Annotated in this window: 15 protein-coding genes; 6 read left to right on the top strand and 9 right to left on the bottom strand. The window is 61.1% G+C overall.

The window, feature by feature from the left end; translation table 11 throughout:
* Nucleotides 1-69 precede the first annotated feature (69 nt).
* Nucleotides 70-543: a phosphatidylglycerophosphatase A gene (locus M727_RS36565; RefSeq protein ID WP_036262393.1), complete on the bottom strand. Its 474-nt coding sequence runs from the start codon at nucleotides 541-543 to the stop codon at nucleotides 70-72.
* A gap of 339 nt (nucleotides 544-882) precedes the next feature.
* Here M727_RS36565 and M727_RS0116200 point away from each other — a divergent pair, with 339 nt between their 5' ends.
* Nucleotides 883-1509 carry a CDP-alcohol phosphatidyltransferase family protein gene (locus M727_RS0116200; protein ID WP_023799533.1) on the top strand — a complete coding sequence of 209 codons (627 nt, stop codon included), beginning with the start codon at nucleotides 883-885 and terminating at the stop codon, nucleotides 1507-1509.
* A 66-nt stretch (nucleotides 1510-1575) separates the two neighbouring features.
* Here the strand turns inward: M727_RS0116200 and M727_RS0116195 are convergent, their stop codons facing one another.
* Entirely contained in the window at nucleotides 1576-2250 is a 675-nt protein-coding gene (locus M727_RS0116195) for a protein-L-isoaspartate(D-aspartate) O-methyltransferase (protein ID WP_023799532.1), read from the bottom strand.
* Nucleotides 2251-2587: 337 nt separating this feature from the next.
* On the opposite strand from M727_RS0116195, the gene M727_RS0116190 reads away from it, so the two are divergent.
* Complete coding sequence (locus M727_RS0116190; RefSeq protein WP_023799531.1) at nucleotides 2588-2881, top strand: hypothetical protein; 294 nt, start codon at nucleotides 2588-2590, stop codon at nucleotides 2879-2881.
* Between the two features lie 252 nt (nucleotides 2882-3133).
* A complete protein-coding gene (locus M727_RS36560) occupies nucleotides 3134-4105 on the top strand; it encodes an SMP-30/gluconolactonase/LRE family protein (RefSeq protein WP_036262389.1) in 972 nt (323 codons plus the stop codon).
* 69 nt (nucleotides 4106-4174) lie between these two features.
* Here M727_RS36560 and M727_RS0116180 read toward each other — a convergent pair whose 3' ends face one another.
* Complete coding sequence (locus M727_RS0116180; RefSeq protein WP_027153553.1) at nucleotides 4175-6325, bottom strand: GDSL-type esterase/lipase family protein; 2151 nt, start codon at nucleotides 6323-6325, stop codon at nucleotides 4175-4177.
* A complete protein-coding gene (locus tag M727_RS0116175) occupies nucleotides 6322-6606 on the bottom strand; it encodes a hypothetical protein (RefSeq protein ID WP_027153552.1) in 285 nt (94 codons plus the stop codon). Before M727_RS0116175 ends, M727_RS0116180 begins: the two co-directional genes overlap by 4 nt.
* Nucleotides 6607-7084: 478 nt before the next feature.
* Here M727_RS0116175 and M727_RS0116170 point away from each other — a divergent pair, with 478 nt between their 5' ends.
* Nucleotides 7085-8806, top strand: coding sequence for a hypothetical protein (locus tag M727_RS0116170; RefSeq protein ID WP_027153551.1), 1722 nt, complete (start codon nucleotides 7085-7087; stop codon nucleotides 8804-8806).
* 191 nt (nucleotides 8807-8997) lie between these two features.
* Nucleotides 8998-10341 (top strand): SGNH/GDSL hydrolase family protein, encoded by a 1344-nt coding sequence (locus M727_RS0116165; RefSeq protein WP_084646753.1) that lies wholly within the window; start codon nucleotides 8998-9000, stop codon nucleotides 10339-10341.
* A gap of 65 nt (nucleotides 10342-10406) precedes the next feature.
* Here the strand turns inward: M727_RS0116165 and M727_RS0116160 are convergent, their stop codons facing one another.
* The gene (locus M727_RS0116160; protein WP_027153549.1) at nucleotides 10407-11447 is read right to left on the bottom strand and encodes an EscU/YscU/HrcU family type III secretion system export apparatus switch protein; all 1041 of its coding nucleotides are present in this window, start codon (nucleotides 11445-11447) and stop codon (nucleotides 10407-10409) included.
* An 84-nt stretch (nucleotides 11448-11531) separates the two neighbouring features.
* On the opposite strand from M727_RS0116160, the gene M727_RS0116155 reads away from it, so the two are divergent.
* Complete coding sequence (locus M727_RS0116155) at nucleotides 11532-12335, top strand: tetratricopeptide repeat protein (RefSeq protein WP_023799524.1); 804 nt, start codon at nucleotides 11532-11534, stop codon at nucleotides 12333-12335.
* 239 nt (nucleotides 12336-12574) lie between these two features.
* Here the strand turns inward: M727_RS0116155 and M727_RS36555 are convergent, their stop codons facing one another.
* The 4 genes from M727_RS36555 to M727_RS0116135 are packed head-to-tail and all read right to left on the bottom strand — an operon-like array spanning nucleotide 12575 to nucleotide 16915.
* A complete protein-coding gene (locus M727_RS36555) occupies nucleotides 12575-13024 on the bottom strand; it encodes a hypothetical protein (RefSeq protein WP_023799523.1) in 450 nt (149 codons plus the stop codon).
* Nucleotides 13025-13037: 13 nt separating this feature from the next.
* Nucleotides 13038-14387, bottom strand: a complete 1350-nt coding sequence (locus M727_RS36550) for a type II and III secretion system protein family protein (protein WP_051505627.1) — start codon at nucleotides 14385-14387, stop codon at nucleotides 13038-13040.
* 57 nt (nucleotides 14388-14444) lie between these two features.
* Complete coding sequence (gene sctV / locus M727_RS0116140; protein WP_027153548.1) at nucleotides 14445-16607, bottom strand: type III secretion system export apparatus subunit SctV; 2163 nt, start codon at nucleotides 16605-16607, stop codon at nucleotides 14445-14447.
* The gene (locus tag M727_RS0116135) at nucleotides 16604-16915 is read right to left on the bottom strand and encodes a hypothetical protein (protein ID WP_245268659.1); all 312 of its coding nucleotides are present in this window, start codon (nucleotides 16913-16915) and stop codon (nucleotides 16604-16606) included. Before M727_RS0116135 ends, sctV begins: the two co-directional genes overlap by 4 nt.
* Nucleotides 16916-16936: the final 21 nt, after the last annotated feature.

Genomic DNA, 16936 nt, shown 5'->3' with positions numbered 1-16936 from the left:
GCTCCGGCAGATTTTAGTGAAGAGGTCTCTTTTCGCGCTGGGTGGCAGGTGAAGACTGAGATGTCCTCCTTACGGCAAACGGTGAATCAAATCGTTCAGCAAAAGCAGCGACGCGCCGGCGAACACGGCCGCAGCCGCGTCGTCCAGCATGATGCCGAGTCCACCCCTTACCTTGTCATGCACGACGCCGATGGGCCAAGGCTTGACGACGTCGAAAAACCGGAAAGCAAGGAAACCTGCTGCCCACCAGACCGGGTCGAGCGGCAGCATGGAAAGCGTTGCGGCGGTGCCGAAGGTCTCGTCAATGACGACGATCTGCGGATCCTCCGTCCTGGTATGGGCGACGACATGCGACGACGCCCATACTCCCACGGCGAATAAGCCTATATAGGCGAGCACGATCAGCCAAGGCGATGCAGGTATCAGGACCGCGGCAACAGCCACTCCGACGCCCGCGCCGGCGGTGCCTGGCCATACCGGAGATAATCCCGCGCCGGCAGAGGTCGCGAGCAGGTAAGCAAGCCTGGGCAGAAATTTACGCATGGCGTTTCGCACGGCCGACAGGGTGAATTGCGAATATGCGTTGTATCAGTCTTCCGGTTACTTCCGCTAACGCAGGTCGCGCAAAAGCATGCCCTCGGGCCCGACCCAGGGCCCAACCCGATAGTGCGCAGCGGTTTTGCGACAACGACGTGCGTAAAAACAAGAACTTAAAGCGCCTCGCATGAATCCATTCAGCCGCGACGCTTTAGACCGCCACTCGATTTGCGACAGCGGACACAGACGGACATTGCGCTGACCACCTCGATCGGCGCCGACGGGCTGGAACGAACCCTCAATTTGCCGGTTAAACGTCGACATCGTCAGAGGAGCCAAGTCATCATGATCGCCGGTCTCATGAAACGCCGTATCGACCCGCTATGGGAGCACGCCGCCTCTCCGCTGATCGGGATCGGCATGACCCCGAACCAGGTTACGTCAGGCGGGCTGGTGCTCGTCGCCCTGTCGTGCGCCGCCTATCTGTACAACCAGTCAAGCCTTGCCTTTGGCATTTGCCTGGCGTTTGCCTTCACCTTCGACGCGCTCGACGGGGCGGTTGCCCGTCGCAGACATATGAGCACCAAGGCGGGTGGCTATTTCGACGCCATGGCCGACCGTTATCAGGAATTCGCCGTGTTTGCGGCAATAGGCTGGGTCGCCGACCTGTGGGCGATCGCCATGCTCGCGTTCGCCGGCGGACTCCTCACCAGCTACGCCAAGGCGCGGACGGCGATCGAAATCCCCATAGAAAACCAGGCGTGGCCGGATTTCTTCGAACGGATGGAACGCCTGGTGTTCATTTGCGTGCTGTTGGTCGCCGACGGCTTGGCGACCGCCATGGGCGCCGCTTCGCCCTGGATTCTGACGGGCGGGTTCGCGCTGTACGCACTCGTGGCCAACGCGACAGCGCTGCAACGGATCAATCGCGCATTTGCGATGCTCAAACGAGCCGACGCGAAGCAGCCGTGAGACGGCGAAATCCCATAAGGATGAGGCGCCCGGCGCTCCCTGCGTGCCTGTTGTCCGCACCCCTCGTTAGACCGTTTCCAGCCGGCTGAACCGAACCGGGATGATTTTGCGGGTCTTCAGTTGTCCTGCCGAATCCTTGTCGATGACCGTCAGCAACTGCCCTTGTTCAGGGCCTACAGGCATAACCAGACGGCCCCCCGGCTTGAGCTGCTCGAGCAAAGCCGGCGGCGCCCGCCCCGCCGCGACGCTGACCAGGATCTTGTCGAATGGGGCGTGCTCTGGCCAGCCGCGAGACCCGTCCCCGACACGAATGCTGACATTGGACAGACCGAGGTCCTGCAGCAGAGCCTCGGCATGGCTTGCGAATTCCTCGATGATTTCGACGCTCCAAACGTGCCCGGCGAGTTCCGCCAGGATTGCGGTCTGGTAGCCCAGGCCGGTGCCGATCTCGAGCACCGCCTCGTGCGGTTGGAGCGCAAGGAGATCGGTCATGAGCGCGACGATGAACGGCTGCGAGACGGTTTTGTCGAAGCCGATCGGCAATGGCATGTCCTGGTAGGCATAAGGCGCGACCGAGCTCGGCACGAAGAGATGGCGCGGCACCCGCTGCATCGCTGCCATCACCCGTTCATCGAGCGCCGCCTTGCCGAGTTCCTCGCTTGTAAGGTCGGTATGGATTGCAATCATCTCGACCATGTGCCTGCGCAGCACTGCGAGGTGCTCTTCGTTCATTGGCTTCATGACCGTCGGGCTTTCTTCAACCAGGCTTGCTGCCAGATACGCTTATATCCTGTTCGTCACAGCAACGCCCGTCATCGTTTCCAGTTGCGGGTGGCCCACGGCGACCGGAGGTAATTTTGGCGTTGCGTCTGGTCGATATCGACGGCGGCCCTGGAGATCCGATGCCATGCCGCTATATCTGTATGTCCTAAAAGCGCGTCGTGTTTGACCGGCCTCATGCGACGCGCTTTAGTTTGTTGTTTATGCATGTCGTTATCGCAAAACCGCTGCACACTTTTGCGCGACATGCATCAGATCGCGGGTGATCGCCGCCCCTGTACATCACGTCGGTGGAAAAATGGATACGCAAGCCTTCAGAGATTCGATTGCGAAATCACAGCCGCCCGCCGGCTTGAGTCCTGCCCTGCAGGCGCTGTGGTGGGATGCAAAGGGCGATTGGGAAAAGGCGCACGAGCGTGCGCAACTGCGCGACGATATGGCCGGTATGCGCGTGCATGCCTACCTGCATCGCAAGGAAGGCGATCAATCCAATGCGGAGTATTGGTATCGTCGCTGCGACGCCGCGCCGTCGACGTTGACGCTTGATGAGGAATGGCAAGAGTTGGCGCGGGAACTTTTGGAGCAAAGCTGACGGCTTCCGCACGAAAAGTCTGGCTCTGGCCGCGATCCGTCGTCGTAACGCAGGTTTTCCCACGATGCTGCTGCCTATCGACGATTCTGGGCTTGCAGGCCTAGGCGAGGGCAGGGGCTGCACTAGCTCCTGACTTTATCGGCAAGCGACACGGCGAGCTCGCCATCTGCGGCTCGGCCGCCGCAGTGGCGCGAAAAGGATACGTGGATCGCTCGCTGTGCAAGTTGAAACGCGCGATGTGAGGAGTTCGCCATGTTTCGTACGATTGCGTCGGCGCTGTTCGCCGCGCTGCTCTGCTCGGTGGCCGCGCGTGCCGCCTCGGAGGAGGTCCGCTACTATCCCGTTCCAGAGGGCGCCGGCCCGCACGATGTCGCTCCGGCGCCGGACGGCTCCGTATGGTACACCGCCCAGGGACAGGGCGCGCTTGGGCGGCTCGATCCTGATACAGGCGCCGTCAAGCACATCACCCTTGGCGACGGCTCGGCGCCGCACGGCGTGATCGTCGGTCCCGACGGCGCCGCCTGGGTGACCGACGGCGGCCTCAACGCCATCGTGCGCGTTGATGCCGAAACGGAAGCGGTGAAGGCGTTTCCGCTCCCTGAGGGGCACGGCTACGCGAACCTCAACACCGGTTCCTTCGACAAACACGGGAGGCTCTGGTTCACCGGGCAGGAGGGCATCTACGGCAGGCTCGATCCGGCGAGCGGCAAGGTCGAGGTCTGGAACGCCCCGCGCGGTCGCGGCCCCTACGGGATCACGACCACGCCGTCCGGTGAGGTCTACTACGCCTCGCTCGCCGGCAACCATATCGCCAGGATCGATGTTTCGACCGGCGAGGCTTCCCCGATCGACCCGCCGACCGCGGATCAGGGCGCCCGCCGCGTCTGGTCGGATTCCAAAGGCCGCATCTGGGTCAGCGAATGGAACGCCGGCCAGGTTAGCGTCTTCGATCCGGCCGCAAATGATTGGCGCAGCTGGAAGCTGCCCGGAGACGAGCCCCAGGCCTATGCCGTCTATGTCGATGAACGCGACACGGTCTGGCTCAACGATTTCAGCGCGAACGCCATCGTCCGCTTCGACCCGGCAACGCAGACCTTCGCGAGCTTCCCGTCCGACCGCGACAACGCCAACGTGCGCCAGCTCAACGGGCGCTCCGGCGAGGTATGGGGTGCGGAGTCCGGTACCGGCCGCCTTGTCTTGATCGAGACCGAAACGGGCGAATAGAGCAAAGAGGTCGAGGCAAGGACGAAGGGCAATTTGCGCGAAGAGACCGCATGTCAGCGAGATGCCGCTCTACACGAAGAGAAAATCGCTGTTCGAGACGCTTGCGACGAGGACACCGTTTAGTGAAAGCGTGTCACTGTCGGAGAAGACGACCAGCGTGTCGCTCCCGACCTGCCGGAGTTCGCTATATCTTTGGTATCCTGAAATCTCCAGGAGATCATCGCCGGAAAGGTCGAAGTCGGTGATGGTGTCGTGGCCATGGCCGGCGGCGAAGACGAAGCTGTCGTTTCCCGTTCCGCCGGTGAGGATATCGCTGCCAAGACCACCGACGAGCCGGTCCGACCCGCCGCGGCCGTCCAGCCGATCTGCGCCGCCGAGGCCTTCGAGCGTGTTGGCTGCGCCGTTGCCCACCATGGTGTTGGCGAGTTCGTTGCCTTTTCCCGCCAGATTGGCAGCCGACCTCAGGAAGAGGTTTTCGACGTTGTCGGCCAGCGTCCAGTTTACATAGGCGTGCGTCTCGTCGAAGCCGCCATTGTTCGCCTCGATGGTTTTGTCACCGGCATTGTCGACATGGAAGACGTCATCACCCGCGCCGCCGACAAGCGTGTCGGCGCCCGCTTTTCCGTTCAAGATATCGCTGCCGCCCATTCCATAAATGACGTCCGCACTGGAACCGCCGGTAAGCGTATTGTTGCCGTCGTCGCCTACGATTGACCCCGGCGGCGGCTCGTCGAGTGGATCGATCCAGACGAAATCCGAACTGCTCAAGGAGGCGCTGGTCACGCCTTTCAGGAGAACAGTGTCACTGTCGGAGAAGACGACCAGCGTGTCGCTCCCGACCTGCCGGAGTTCGCTATATCTTTGGTAGCCCGAAATCTCCAGGAGATCATCGCCGGAAAGGTCGAAGTCGGTGACGGTGTCGTGGCCATGGCCGGCGGCGAAGACGAAGCTGTCGTTTCCCGTTCCACCGATGAGGATGTCGGCGCCAAGGCCACCGACGAGCCGGTCCGACCCGCCCCGGCCATCCAGCCGATCGTCGCCGCCGAGGCCTTCGAGCGTGTTCGCTGCGCCGTTGCCGACCATGGTGTTGGCGAGCCCGTTGCCTTTTGCCGCCAGATTGGCAGCCGACCTCAGGAAGAGGTTTTCGACGTTGTCGGCCAGGGTCCAGTTTGTATAAGCATGCGTCTCGTCGACGCCGCCATTGATCGCCTCGATGGTTTTGTCACCGGCATTGTCGACATAGTAGCCGTCATTACCCGTGCCGCCGACAAGCGTGTCGGCGCCGACCCCGCCGATGAGTTGGTCGGAGCCGCCGCGGCCCTCCAGCAAATCATCGCCAGCCAGCCCATCCAGCACATTGGCTCCCTCGTTTCCGCCGAGTTGGTCGGCAAAGGAAGAGCCTGTAAGATTTTCGATGCTGGTGAAGGTGTCGCGGTCGCTTCCGATACCGGTCCCGTCCAGGCCGAGATGTTGTTCCAGGGCGGCCATCCAATGTGAGGCGATTTTTGCATAGCCCCCGGCAGTCGGATGCAGCCCGCTGTCAAGCGGCGGCGCGGTGATGTCATCCGGTGTCAGATCACGCATGTCGACAAAGGCGATCTTGTGCCCCTGGGCGGCCAGTTCAGAGATCAGACCGGGCATTGCATCATTATACGCATCGACACGGTCTGCACGCGCTTGCGACTGTTGGCCGACGCGAACGGGAGGCAAGGATCCGACGAAGACGGTCAAGGCGGGATGGCTGGAGGTCAGGCTGAGCAAAAGGCTGCGCAAATCCTGCAGCATCGTTGGCACGCTGTCGGTCGAGCTGTCATTTGTTCCGGCGATCAGCAGCACGGCGTCGGGTTTCGTAGCTGCCACAACATCGTTGTCGATGCCGTTGAGTTGATTGAGCGTCCAGTTGCGGTGACCCTCGTGATCCCGATCGCCCATGCTGGCGGGTCCGTTGGACGAGGAACCGACGAAGTCGATCTTCACATTGAGTGCCGCCAACTGTTCCAGCATGAACTTCCGATATCCGCCGCTTTCGGTATCGGAAGAACTCGCGATCACGCCATAGGTAATGGAATCGCCCAGCGGCAGTATCGACAGCAACTTGTAGGCATGGCCGGAAGCCAAATCGGCGATGACTCCACGGGACGAAGCGCCGTAAGTGACTGCGTCCGAACCGGCACCGCCGATGAAAGCGTCCGGACGGCTGCTATCATGGAACACCGTCATAGCATTTTCTCCCCCTGGCAAAGCTGCTCACGGGCATGACCGACCAGGCCGATCGTGTGAGTCCACGATCTGCCGGCGTCCTCGTCCCGGATATTGCTGTTTGCGCGGCGTTCGAGCTGCCAATCATCCGTATTGTGGCGTCCCCATTCGGGGACGAGAACACGAGCTTTCCTCCGTCCGACGAACTGGTGCAGGAAAAAGCCTGAATCGAAGCCAACGCCGATCACGACGATACCGTGGTGCTCGTCGGCGACCTGTTTGACCCGGGTGTCGAGTACCATTGTCCATGGCCTCTCAGCCACTGACCTGCACCTGACGCCGATGCGATCGGTTTTCTGCAGGTCAGCGAGACAAATTCAATGTTGCATCGCACTCTTAGGCACTGCAGCATAATATTTGCCACTACTTTGGGTAGATTGGCAACATTTTTTTGAGCCTGAAATACCCTGGCTCGACACCGGGCACGGTGACGCGGGCGGCGACCGCTGTTGCTGTTGTTGTACCAAATTGCGACAGGTCGGCAATTTAACGCGGGCATTTATCGGTAATTGGCACAAATTGCGCGCGCGCATTGAGCCAGGGGCGGCTTGAACTTTCGTCGTTGCCTGTGCGTTTAGGTTGTAGTACGCATCCTGTTGCAGTGCAGCAATATCCGGCGGCAACGTGTGGCTGCGTGAGGGCTCATCCGGTCCCCCGGAAGGTGAGCACCGAGCACCGAAGAGGTGAGGCGAAAATTCCGGAAGACGGGAGAAGCATGGGATGAGCATCGGAGCGGGCAGCGCCCGGCGTTGGCCGTCAGTCGGCATCGAGCGTTCACCCGTTGAGCGTTATGTCCTTGCAGCCCTTCTTTTTTTCCCGTTCCTGTGCGGGGTCGTTCCGATCCTGTTGTACGAGAAGGCGGCGTCCCGCGTGGCGTGGCACGATCCTGCCCTCGCCACGGTCAGCGCCATCGGGTTGGCCCTGCTTTGCTGCCTTTTTGCATTCGTGCGCTATCCCGCCGAGGCGCGGGCTGCGCGAATTATCGTCGTCGGACTGGCGATAACGCTGGGCCTCTTCAGCTTCGGGCTTGGAGACGAACTCGGCATTGCCGACGCAGCTCGCGCCGACGCGTTGGGCAATGTACTCGTCTATTCTCGCCTGATCGCGCTTGTGGCGGCGCTTTTTTCGATCCTGCGGCCATCCTTCGCCATTTTTCCGATGGTCTATTTCACCTTCCACAAGAACGTCACGCGGGCAGTTTCCGATGCTGTGGAACTGGGCCGCAACGACTATGCGCCGTTGATTGAGGTCGGTCTCTTCCTGGCCTGTGGCCTGTTGGGCCTTGGCCTGCTGCAGAGCTTGAGCCGGCTGAAGCCCTTCACCAGGTACCTGCCCAACCCTGACGAACTCGGAACCAGGGAGTTCGCGGCCCAGGCTGCCGGCATATTGCTGCTTGCCGGAATCGGCGCCCATTTTGGCAACTACTTCATGTCCGGGATGGCCAAGGTCACGCTTGACGGAGGGCCGTTGAGCTGGATCCTGGAGAACCCGACCAGTTCCATTATGCTGGCCGGGTACGGGTTGGGCGCGGCCCCGCTGGGCTTTTCCGAATCGCTGCTCGCTCATGCTTATGAAGCGGTCAGGGCGGTCCAGATTCCGATGAATGTCGTTATCCTTGCTGCGCAGCTTCTATGCTTTCTCGCTTTTTTGCGCAGGCGGTGGCTCATCGGGCTGACCGCGTTCTTCGATATCATGCATATCGGGATATTCCTTCTGAGCGGCGCCCTTTTTCTGCACTGGATCATCTTGAACAGTCTGATCGTCGCGGTTCTGACGAGAATGAAGGAAAGCTCGTTTTCCACGACTGCCATCGTAACCGGGATTGTTGTCACCATATTCGGCGACGCGGTCTTTTATAACGCGCGGCTCGGCTGGTACGATTCAAGGCAAATCCGGCAAGCACATTTCGAGGCGCTGACGAAAGAAGGTGACTGGGTGCGGGTCGCACCGAGCTTTTTCCGCGACGCTTCCTATCTGCTCTATGCCCGTCACTTCGGCTATCAGGAATATCGTCGTGAATCCGGCCACGTTCCGACCTCAGCTTGGGGCCAGATCGGGATCAGGAAGGTGCGGCCGAAGTCGTCGGACGTTGCCTCGTCCAACTATGAGGTCATGAAGCTTACCAAAGAGTGCGCCTATCCAGTCGAACTGCCAATCACGCCGCCTGACTACGATGCGGCCCGCCCGGCGTCGTTTATTCTTGGACAGCACAATCGCGCCGCGAACCTGGCGAACTCGGCTGTTGCGGTCGGTTACAACTTCTATCCACACCATCATTATTCCATGCCGTTCCTGCACCGCACTTTTGAGGCGCTGGAGCCTCGCGACATCGTCGCGTATCGATACCTGGTCGATACCGTCTGCCTCGATGTCGCGGATGGCAAGGTCGTGCGGCGGGTTATGACCCAGACATTGGGGCCCAGGATCGATGTCCGCCAGTGAATCCGGCGAGGGCGCTGCGGACGTTTCAGCACGCGAGTTTTGACTATAGGGCAGCACCAGTTCCACGCTGGCAATCCTTGCCCCTGACGCTGGTCCAAGATTGCCACGGAAGTTGAATTTCATTCCCTGGACAGCCCGTCATAATAAGGCCGGCGGCGGCATTACCAGCATGTCTTGAGGAGGAGATAAAAATGCGGCTCAACTGGCCTTTGGTTTTCACGGATAAGGTTTCATCGGTGGTTTCTGCCGCAGCAGGGAGGAAGCGGCGTCGACGTCAGACTATCCTGATCTGTGCAGCTGTGGCGGCCGGTTCTGCGATCGCTAGTTTCGGGGCACAAGGCGCCGAAGAGGGAGCCTGGATCACCACTTGGGCTGCCACACCTGCTCCGCGCTGGTCGGATGATCTTCCTGCGCCTTTCGGAGTGCCGGAGGTATTGGAGAACCAGACCGTCCGCCAGGTCGCCCGCATCAGCGTTGGCGGCAATAGCGTGCGGGTCGTGCTGTCGAATGCTTTCGGCGAAAAGCCGCTGACCATCGGTGCCGGCAGCGTCGCAATAGCAGGCAAGGGCGGCAACGTCGATCAGGCGACCTTGAAGCCTCTGACCTGGGGCGGCAATAGTTCTGTGGTCGTTCCGCCGGGAGCTCCGATCCTCAGCGACCCCATCGCTCTCTCGGCAGAAGCGCTTTCCGAAATCTCGGTCAGCATTTTCCTGCCGAAGAAGACGGCGTTGTCGTCGGTGCATTGGGATGGCGTGCAAACCGCCTACATCTCCGGCCCGGGCAATTTCACAAACGAGGCTGCGTTCAAGGCTGACAGCACACTCAAATCGCGCCTGTTTCTGAGCGACATATGGGTTGACGCCGTGCCGGAATCCGAGGCGATCGTGTTTTTCGGGGATTCCATCACGGATGGGAATTGCTCGACCCCTGACGCCAACAATCGCTGGCCGGACCATATCGCCAAGCGATTGCAGGAGGCCAACCGCAAGGTCGCGGTGGTCAACGAAGCCTTTTCGGGCAATCGCGTGTTGACCGACGGTATGGGTGTCAATGCCTTGGGACGTTTCGATTCTGATGTACTGAGCCATCCCAAAGTCTCGACCGTCGTCCTTATGATGGGCATCAACGATATCGGCTGGCCCGGCGAAAATGCAATCACGCCGGACGACAAGGAACCGACGGCGCAAGACATCATCACCGGATACAAACAACTCATCCATCGCGCGCACGCCCATGGCATACGCATAGTAGGCGCGACGTTGACCCCCTTCGCCGAAACCTTCAAAGGACTTCCCACCGAGGGTTACTACACGCCCGAGAAGGAAAAGATACGCGTCGCGGTGAACGAATGGATCCGCACCGGCGGCGGCTTCGATGGCGTGGTCGACTTCGACAAGGTGATGGAAGACCCGGCCAAGCCGGGGTATCTGCGCGACGACTACGACTGCGGCGATAACCTCCATCCCAACGACGCGGGATACAAGGCAATGGCAGACGCGGTCGATCTCGACGTCCTGTTGGGTTCAGCCAAGTAGTCGGCTGTCGCTGCTGACCTTGCCGCGCTGCTCAGGCATTGCGGCAAGGTCGGTTCGCGCATGGCTCAAGTGAGCCCGAGCCGGACAAGATGGCGTACGATCGGTGAGAACATCTCCTGACCGATGTAAGCTCCGGTGTTCGTATTTTCGAAGAGTGGGCCGGCGACGGCCGCATCCTCGATCACCGGAATACCTGCCTGGCGTGCTTGAGCCGTCATCTCGTCAGCCGCTCGGCCCTGGCCCTTGCCGACGACCGTCGGCACCGGCGTTTCACCCCTGACGTAACGCAATGCCACTGCGTGGTCACCGGACACGAAAACGATGACCGCGTTTTTCACGCCCAGCTTCGCCGGTTGCATCACGGCCTCACGCCGCTGTCGCTGCTGTTCATGTCGAATCAACGGATCGCCTTCGAGGTCCTTGTGTTCGCGCTTGTATTCGGTTGTCGTCATGCGCATGTCGCGCAGGAACAGCCAGCGCTGAATAGGAACATCGATCACGCCGATGACGACAAAGGCCAGGGCGGCGGCAATTCCAAGTGGTGTCAGCACCGCTTTGATAATTGGCTCCAGGCATGACGGAGCGCATCCCGGAGCATCGAAGAGCGGCTGCAGCCATGCGATCAAAAGGAATGCGAACAGGCCGGCCAGCAACACCACCTTGGCCAGGCCTTTGGTGAACTCGACGACGTTGCGCAGCGACAGGATCTTCTGAAGACCCTTCGCCGGGTTTATGTGATCGAATTGCGGCTTGAGCGGCTCAAACGAGAAGACCGGCCCGAACGTTCCCAGCATGCCGAAGACCACGGCGAGAACGACAACGATTCCGACGAGCGGTAATGTGGCAAGCATCAGCAATGACAAAGAATGGCGGATGGCCCGCAGACTGACTTCAACGAACGAATCGCCGGGGGTGGTCACGGTCTGCACGAGTTCCGAAAGGTGCCCCAAGAGCATCGGCCAGGCGAAATAAAGATAGCCAAGCGCTGCGAAAAGCGTGAAGCCGGAGGCCAGGTCGCGGCTCTGCGAAACCTGGCCTTTGCGGCGAGCGTCGCGAAGCTTCTTGTCGGACGCCGGTAGTTTCTTTTCCTCAGCTTCTTCGGCCATGTTGCAATCTTATCGCACTGTTGTGGTTCCAGTCGGCCAAGGCCGTGTGTAAGGTGCGGCGGGCTTGAATACGGAGAGGTGAATATGCGGCTGCACGTCGTGTTCTTGCCCGTTGTCGCCATGCTGGCGGCGGCCGGTTGTCAGACGACCAAAACCGGCACCGAGCAGGCAAAGGCACAGGGCCCGTCGTCGCAATCGGAGCGTCTGATCAAGCTTGCGGACGATATCCATGCGCAGGGAGACAGTGGCACCGCTATCGCGCTCTACCAGCGCGCGGCAGCGATGCCGGATGCCAAGTCGAGCGCCTTCGTCAAGGCGGGCGAGGCCTATATGCGAGCCGGCTACCCCGCCGAGGCGGCTAAAGCCTATCAGGCCGCGCTGGCAAAAGCGCCCAATGACGGAGGGGCAATGCTCGGGCTTGGCTCGGCGATGATGGAGACGGGCGATATCGATGCCGGCATGCGCGCGCTCGCGCAGGCCGCGCCGCTGGTCAATACCAGCAGCGCCTATATCAGGCTGGGCGTGGCGCAGACATTCGCCGGTCAGACGGGGCAGGCGCAGACCACTTTTGCTCAGGCGTTGAAACTTGCGCCGGGGGATCTCGACGTCGAGAGCAACATGGCGTTGGCCGCGGCGCTCGAAGGCAATTCCGCCACGGCACTGCCGCTGGTCCAGAAGATCTCCGCCGCACCCAATGCGCAGTTGCATCACAAGCGCAACGTCGTGGTGGTCTACGGACTTCTTGGCCAGGCCGATCAGGTCAGGGCCTCGCCACCGATCGGCCTGGCGACCAAGGAGGTGAATACCTTGCTTGCGCGTGCCAGAACCATCCGGTCGAAGGGCAGCACACAGGCAAGGGCGAAAGCGCTCGGCTCTATCGTCGGCTAGCGCAATTCCAGGAAAAGTGTGAAACGGTTTTCCCGGGAAAAGCGCATAGCGCTTTCCCTGGGGAATTGCGCAAAAACAAGGAGATAGAGCGGTTCGGCGTTTCCGTGAAACGATGAACCGCTCTAGAGCATCGGTCCGGAAAGGGTCGAGGCCGACGCGCAAACAACCGGACAAGTTATGCATGTCGCGCAAAAGCGTGCCCTCGGGCCTGCCCGGAGGGTGGGCAAGGCCGCATCGGCTCACTCGACTGGGAGCGTTGTTTGCGGCGTCGCCGGCCCGCTGTTGGCTCCACCGATCGGCGCCTCTTCGCCATTGAGGTAACGCCGGGCGGCATTTGCCGTCGGCGCGGCCGCCGCCGCCCCCATGCGCCGGCCCTCGACGAGGTCCCGCTGGCTTTCGGCCATGCGTTGAAGATTGTAGGCGTTGGCGCAGCCGGGCGGCAGGTGGGAGCCGATGCCGGTGACGATCGTCAGATTGGTCGCAGCGGCAGAACGGTCGTCATCGGCCGGTTCGTTCAGACATGCATTGGGAGCAAGGATGGAGCCGCCGACGCCCTTCTGCGAGCCGCCGGTGTCGGTCGAAACATAGCTGTAGCCGGGAGAATATTCCTGCGGCTGTTGCCGGTTGTTCGCGCAGCCGACCAGAAGCAGCACTGGAAGAACAGAGCACAATGCGATGCGAAATGTCATGTCCGGTTCCCCGCTACTTGATGATCAGGCCCATCGCCGATGCGTCATTGGCGCGCTTCCTGTGGCGCTTGGCCGCCGGACGATCGAGCGGCGTGGCGAGGCTGTCGCGCACCGGCTCGACCAGATAGGGCGTGATCAGGATCACCAGTTCCGTCTCTTCGCGCTGGAAGCGCTGTGACTGAAAAAGCGGGCCAAGCACCGGCACATCGCCGAGAACCGGAAACTTTTCCAGATTACGCGAGGTCCGCTGCTGGAAAAGACCCGCGATCGCAAAGGTCTGGCCGCTCGCCACTTCGACCGTGGTGTCAGCCCTGCGCACGACGAAACTCGGCATGGCAAAGCCATTGGCGCTGACCGAGCCTGCTTCCGACAAGGAACTGACTTCCGGCTGAACATGGAGCGCAATGCGATCGCGGCCGATCAGCGTCGGGGTGAAGCCGAGGGAAACGCCGAACGACTTGTATTGAACGGTAACGACGTCCGTTCCCTGCGGAATCGGAACCGGGATTTCGCCGCCGGCAAGAAAGCTCGCGGTCTGACCAGTCATCGCTGTCAGGTTCGGTTCGGCCAGTATCTTGACGACGCCGTTGCGTTGCAGCGCTTCGATGAGAATGTCGAAGTTGATGCCCTGCGCCTGGTCCATGCTCAAACCAAGATTGCCGGTGCCGGAGGGCACGCCATTGTCCTGGAACATGTTGAATTCAAAGCCGCCGCTCCTGTATCCGACAGACCAGTCGACGCCGTAGGACTGCAACTCAGTGCGCGAGACTTCGGCGAAACGGACCCGGATATTGACCTGCTGCGACCCCTGCACGGTCATGTTGTTCAGCGGCGGCTGTTCCGGCGGCGAGAACGTGCGGGCGATATTGTCGACATCCGTTGCCTCCTCGACGCCTCCTGCCTCGCCGGTCGCAACAATGCGGGTCCCGAAAATCGAGAGATTTGTCGCCGAGTTCGGCTGCATCGCGTCTTTCGCTTCGTTGGCAGGCGTGACATCGGGGGTGACGCGGAACTGGGCCGTTGCCTCGACCCGCTCATCGGCCGTGATTGCAATGAGGTTGGTCAGGCCGGGCTTCAGGCCGAAGACATAGACCATCCCCGGCGACACGACCTGAAGGTCGGCGATCGTGGTGTCGGCGATCAGGACCGATTCGACGGGTTCATTGAAGCGCAGCAGGCGTCCTTGCCCGACCGGCAGGTCGACCGTTGGCCGGCTCGGCAATGGCGACACATCCTGTGCCATAGCGTCGGCATGTGTGAACAAAAACGCCAGCAAGACGGCAACCGTCGCGATAGCGAGCCAGCGCATCCGCCCGGCGAAAGTGGCGGATCGAACGCCTGCTGCGGTATCGTGAATTGTCATGCCGTTCCCCTCTTGAGCATGTAGTTCCCCCAATTGTCCCAATTCGCCCGGCTGGCATCATGAGGATGCCTCTTGTCCGGCTTTCGCCTCAGCCGATGGCAGCGAGCGAGAGACGTTGCGTGCCACGCCCGAGCGGCCGGCTATCGTGGCCAATGGCTGGACGTTGAATTCCTGTGCGATTTCCCCGAAGGACAGAACCGGAAGATCGATGGCATTGTGCGTCAGCAGGCTTCGCATATGACGGCGTACATCCATCGCCGCGAGGACGACCGGTGAGACATCGGTGGCGTTCTGCGACAAGGTTCGTTCGATTTCGGCGATCAATGCCTGTGCATCGTCATCCGAAAGGTTCAGGAACGTGCCGGTCGATGTGCTTTGCACCGCGTTTCGCAGGATATCCTCGGCCGAGCGCTGCAGAACATAGGCTGCGATGATGTTGTTACGGCCAGCGAAGCGGAAGCTGATCTGGCGTTTCAAGGACGTGCGGATATATTCCGTAAGCAAAACGACGTCCTGTTCGCGTTGGCCCCATTCGATCAGCGCTTCGAGGATCAGGCGCAGGTTGCGGATCGGCACGTTTTCGCCGACAAGTCGCCGAAGCATCTCGGCGATTTTCTGCAGCGGCACGATCTCCTGCGCCTGTCTGACCAGATCCGCATAGTCCGGCTCCATGTCCGACAGCAGCCTGCGCGTCTCCTGGATCCCGACGAAATGGCCGGCATAGAGCCGAAGTGCATTTCCGGTCCATTTGGCCGCTGTTTGCGCCGGCGTGGAGAAGACGAAGCCGGCTTCCTTCAACGCCGAAAGGTGGCGATCATCGACCCACATGAATTTGCGCTGGCCGGCAACCGGAGAACCCTTTTCGTAAGTCACATCGAGCAGATCGAGATGCGTTGGGTCCGCTTCGACAAGAACGCGGCCGTCGGGGATTTCAGCATCCAGGATGGGTGCGCCCTCCAGATCGATGCGCATGCTTCTCGCTGAAAGCTTCTCGTCGACCTGCAGGCCGATAGCCGGAACGTCGACACCGAGATCGCCGAAAAGCTCGCGGCGCACGCCATCAGCGAGCGTGGCGAATTCGGGTTCCGGGACCGAGCGTCCGAGTTCGGTTCCGAAGCGTACGACGATGCGGGATGAAGAAGCCAGTGTCCCGACGGCCGTTGATGAAAGCGACGCCGGTTTTCCAGCTTGTTCGGCCATGGCGGCCTGGCCGATGTCGATGAGCTCGGATTCCCCCGCGGTACGGCGGTTGATCGCATAGGCGCCGGCGCCGAAGCAGGCACCAAGGATCAGGAACACAAGGGACGGAAAGCCCGGCACCACGGCAAGGCCGACCATGATCACCGCGGCGAGTGCGAGCGCACGGGGGTCGCGTAGCAGCTGGCTGGTTATTTGCTTGCCAAGGTCGCTCGTGCCGTCCGAGCTGCCGACGCGTGTCACCATCGTGCCGGCGGCCACGGCGACGAGCAGTGCCGGTATCTGCGCGATCAACCCGTCACCCACCGTGAGCAGTGAGTAGGTCACGGCGGCGTCGCCCAGCGACATATCGTGCTGCAGCGTCCCGATCGCGAAACCGCCGATCAGGTTGACCAGAATGATGACAATGCCGGCGATGACGTCGCCTTTGACGAATTTCATGGCGCCATCCATCGCGCCGAACAGCTGGCTCTCACGCTCAAGCTGCTGGCGCAGCCGGCGTGCCTCCGCCTGATCGATGTCTCCGTTGCGCAACTCCGCATCGATGCTCATCTGCTTGCCCGGCAGCGCATCGAGCGTGAAACGGGCCGCAACTTCGGCAACGCGTTCCGCACCCCGCGCAACCACGATGAACTGCGCAACGGTGATGATCAGGAAGATCACCAGGCCCACGGCAATACTGCCGCCGACGACGAAACTACCGAAGGCCGAAACGATCTCGCCTGCGTCGGCTTGGAGCAGGATCAGTCGCGTGGTCGTGATCGTGATCGCCAGCCGGAACAAGGTGGCGATGAGGATGACCGATGGCAGCGACGAGAACTGGAGCGGATGAGAAACATAAAACGAAGCCAGCAGGATAAGCACGCTGACGGCGATATTGGCGGTGATGAGAATGTCGACGAGGAAGGTCGGCAATGGAATGAGCATCATCACCACTGCAACGAGCATCAGGATGGCAATGACCAGATCGCTGCGGCGTGACAGCTTGGCAAGGAAGTCCAGAAGGCGTTCCGATACCGTCATTCGGCGGCTCGATGCGACAGGAAGCTCCGCAAGGCATTGTGCGCCTCGGCCTTGCGGCCGGCCACAATCAACGCGCGGCTCTTCAGCAACGCCAGCGTCGGGTGGTCCATTCCCTCGAGCGTCTCCAGCCTGGCAATGGTGGCAAGCGCCTTGTCCGCTTCGCCATCGAGTATCAGCAGATGCGCCAGCGTGCGCAGAACGCCGGCATTTCCCGGCGACAGCTGCGTCGCGATTAGCAGGTAGGCCGCGCCCCGCTTTGCCTGTCCGTGACACCCGTAGAGATAGCCCAGGACATGCAGCAGATGCACTGTTTCATGCGGATCAGTCAG

Origin of the sequence: Mesorhizobium sp. WSM2561 (assembly GCF_000513915.1) — a bacterium.
Classification (GTDB): domain Bacteria; phylum Pseudomonadota; class Alphaproteobacteria; order Rhizobiales; family Rhizobiaceae; genus Mesorhizobium; species Mesorhizobium muleiense.
This window is presented reverse-complemented; position numbering and strand designations above follow the sequence as displayed.

Bases quoted from the DNA above. Each gene is read 5' to 3' on its own strand.
- M727_RS0116195 (WP_023799532.1), bottom strand. From the start codon at position 2,250: ATGAAGCCAATGAACGAAGAGCACCTCGCAGTGCTGCGCAGGCACATG.
- M727_RS0116180 (WP_027153553.1), bottom strand. From the start codon at position 6,325: ATGACGGTGTTCCATGATAGCAGCCGTCCGGACGCTTTCATCGGCGGT.
- M727_RS0116170 (WP_027153551.1), top strand. From the start codon at position 7,085: ATGAGCATCGGAGCGGGCAGCGCCCGGCGTTGGCCGTCAGTCGGCATC.
- M727_RS0116175 (WP_027153552.1), bottom strand. From the start codon at position 6,606: ATGGTACTCGACACCCGGGTCAAACAGGTCGCCGACGAGCACCACGGT.
- M727_RS36565 (WP_036262393.1), bottom strand. From the start codon at position 543: ATGCGTAAATTTCTGCCCAGGCTTGCTTACCTGCTCGCGACCTCTGCC.
- M727_RS0116160 (WP_027153549.1), bottom strand. From the start codon at position 11,447: ATGGCCGAAGAAGCTGAGGAAAAGAAACTACCGGCGTCCGACAAGAAG.
- M727_RS36560 (WP_036262389.1), top strand. From the start codon at position 3,134: ATGTTTCGTACGATTGCGTCGGCGCTGTTCGCCGCGCTGCTCTGCTCG.
- M727_RS0116190 (WP_023799531.1), top strand. From the start codon at position 2,588: ATGGATACGCAAGCCTTCAGAGATTCGATTGCGAAATCACAGCCGCCC.
- M727_RS36550 (WP_051505627.1), bottom strand. From the start codon at position 14,387: ATGACAATTCACGATACCGCAGCAGGCGTTCGATCCGCCACTTTCGCC.
- M727_RS36555 (WP_023799523.1), bottom strand. From the start codon at position 13,024: ATGACATTTCGCATCGCATTGTGCTCTGTTCTTCCAGTGCTGCTTCTG.
- M727_RS0116155 (WP_023799524.1), top strand. From the start codon at position 11,532: ATGCGGCTGCACGTCGTGTTCTTGCCCGTTGTCGCCATGCTGGCGGCG.
- M727_RS0116165 (WP_084646753.1), top strand. From the start codon at position 8,998: ATGCGGCTCAACTGGCCTTTGGTTTTCACGGATAAGGTTTCATCGGTG.
- sctV (WP_027153548.1), bottom strand. From the start codon at position 16,607: ATGACGGTATCGGAACGCCTTCTGGACTTCCTTGCCAAGCTGTCACGC.
- M727_RS0116200 (WP_023799533.1), top strand. From the start codon at position 883: ATGATCGCCGGTCTCATGAAACGCCGTATCGACCCGCTATGGGAGCAC.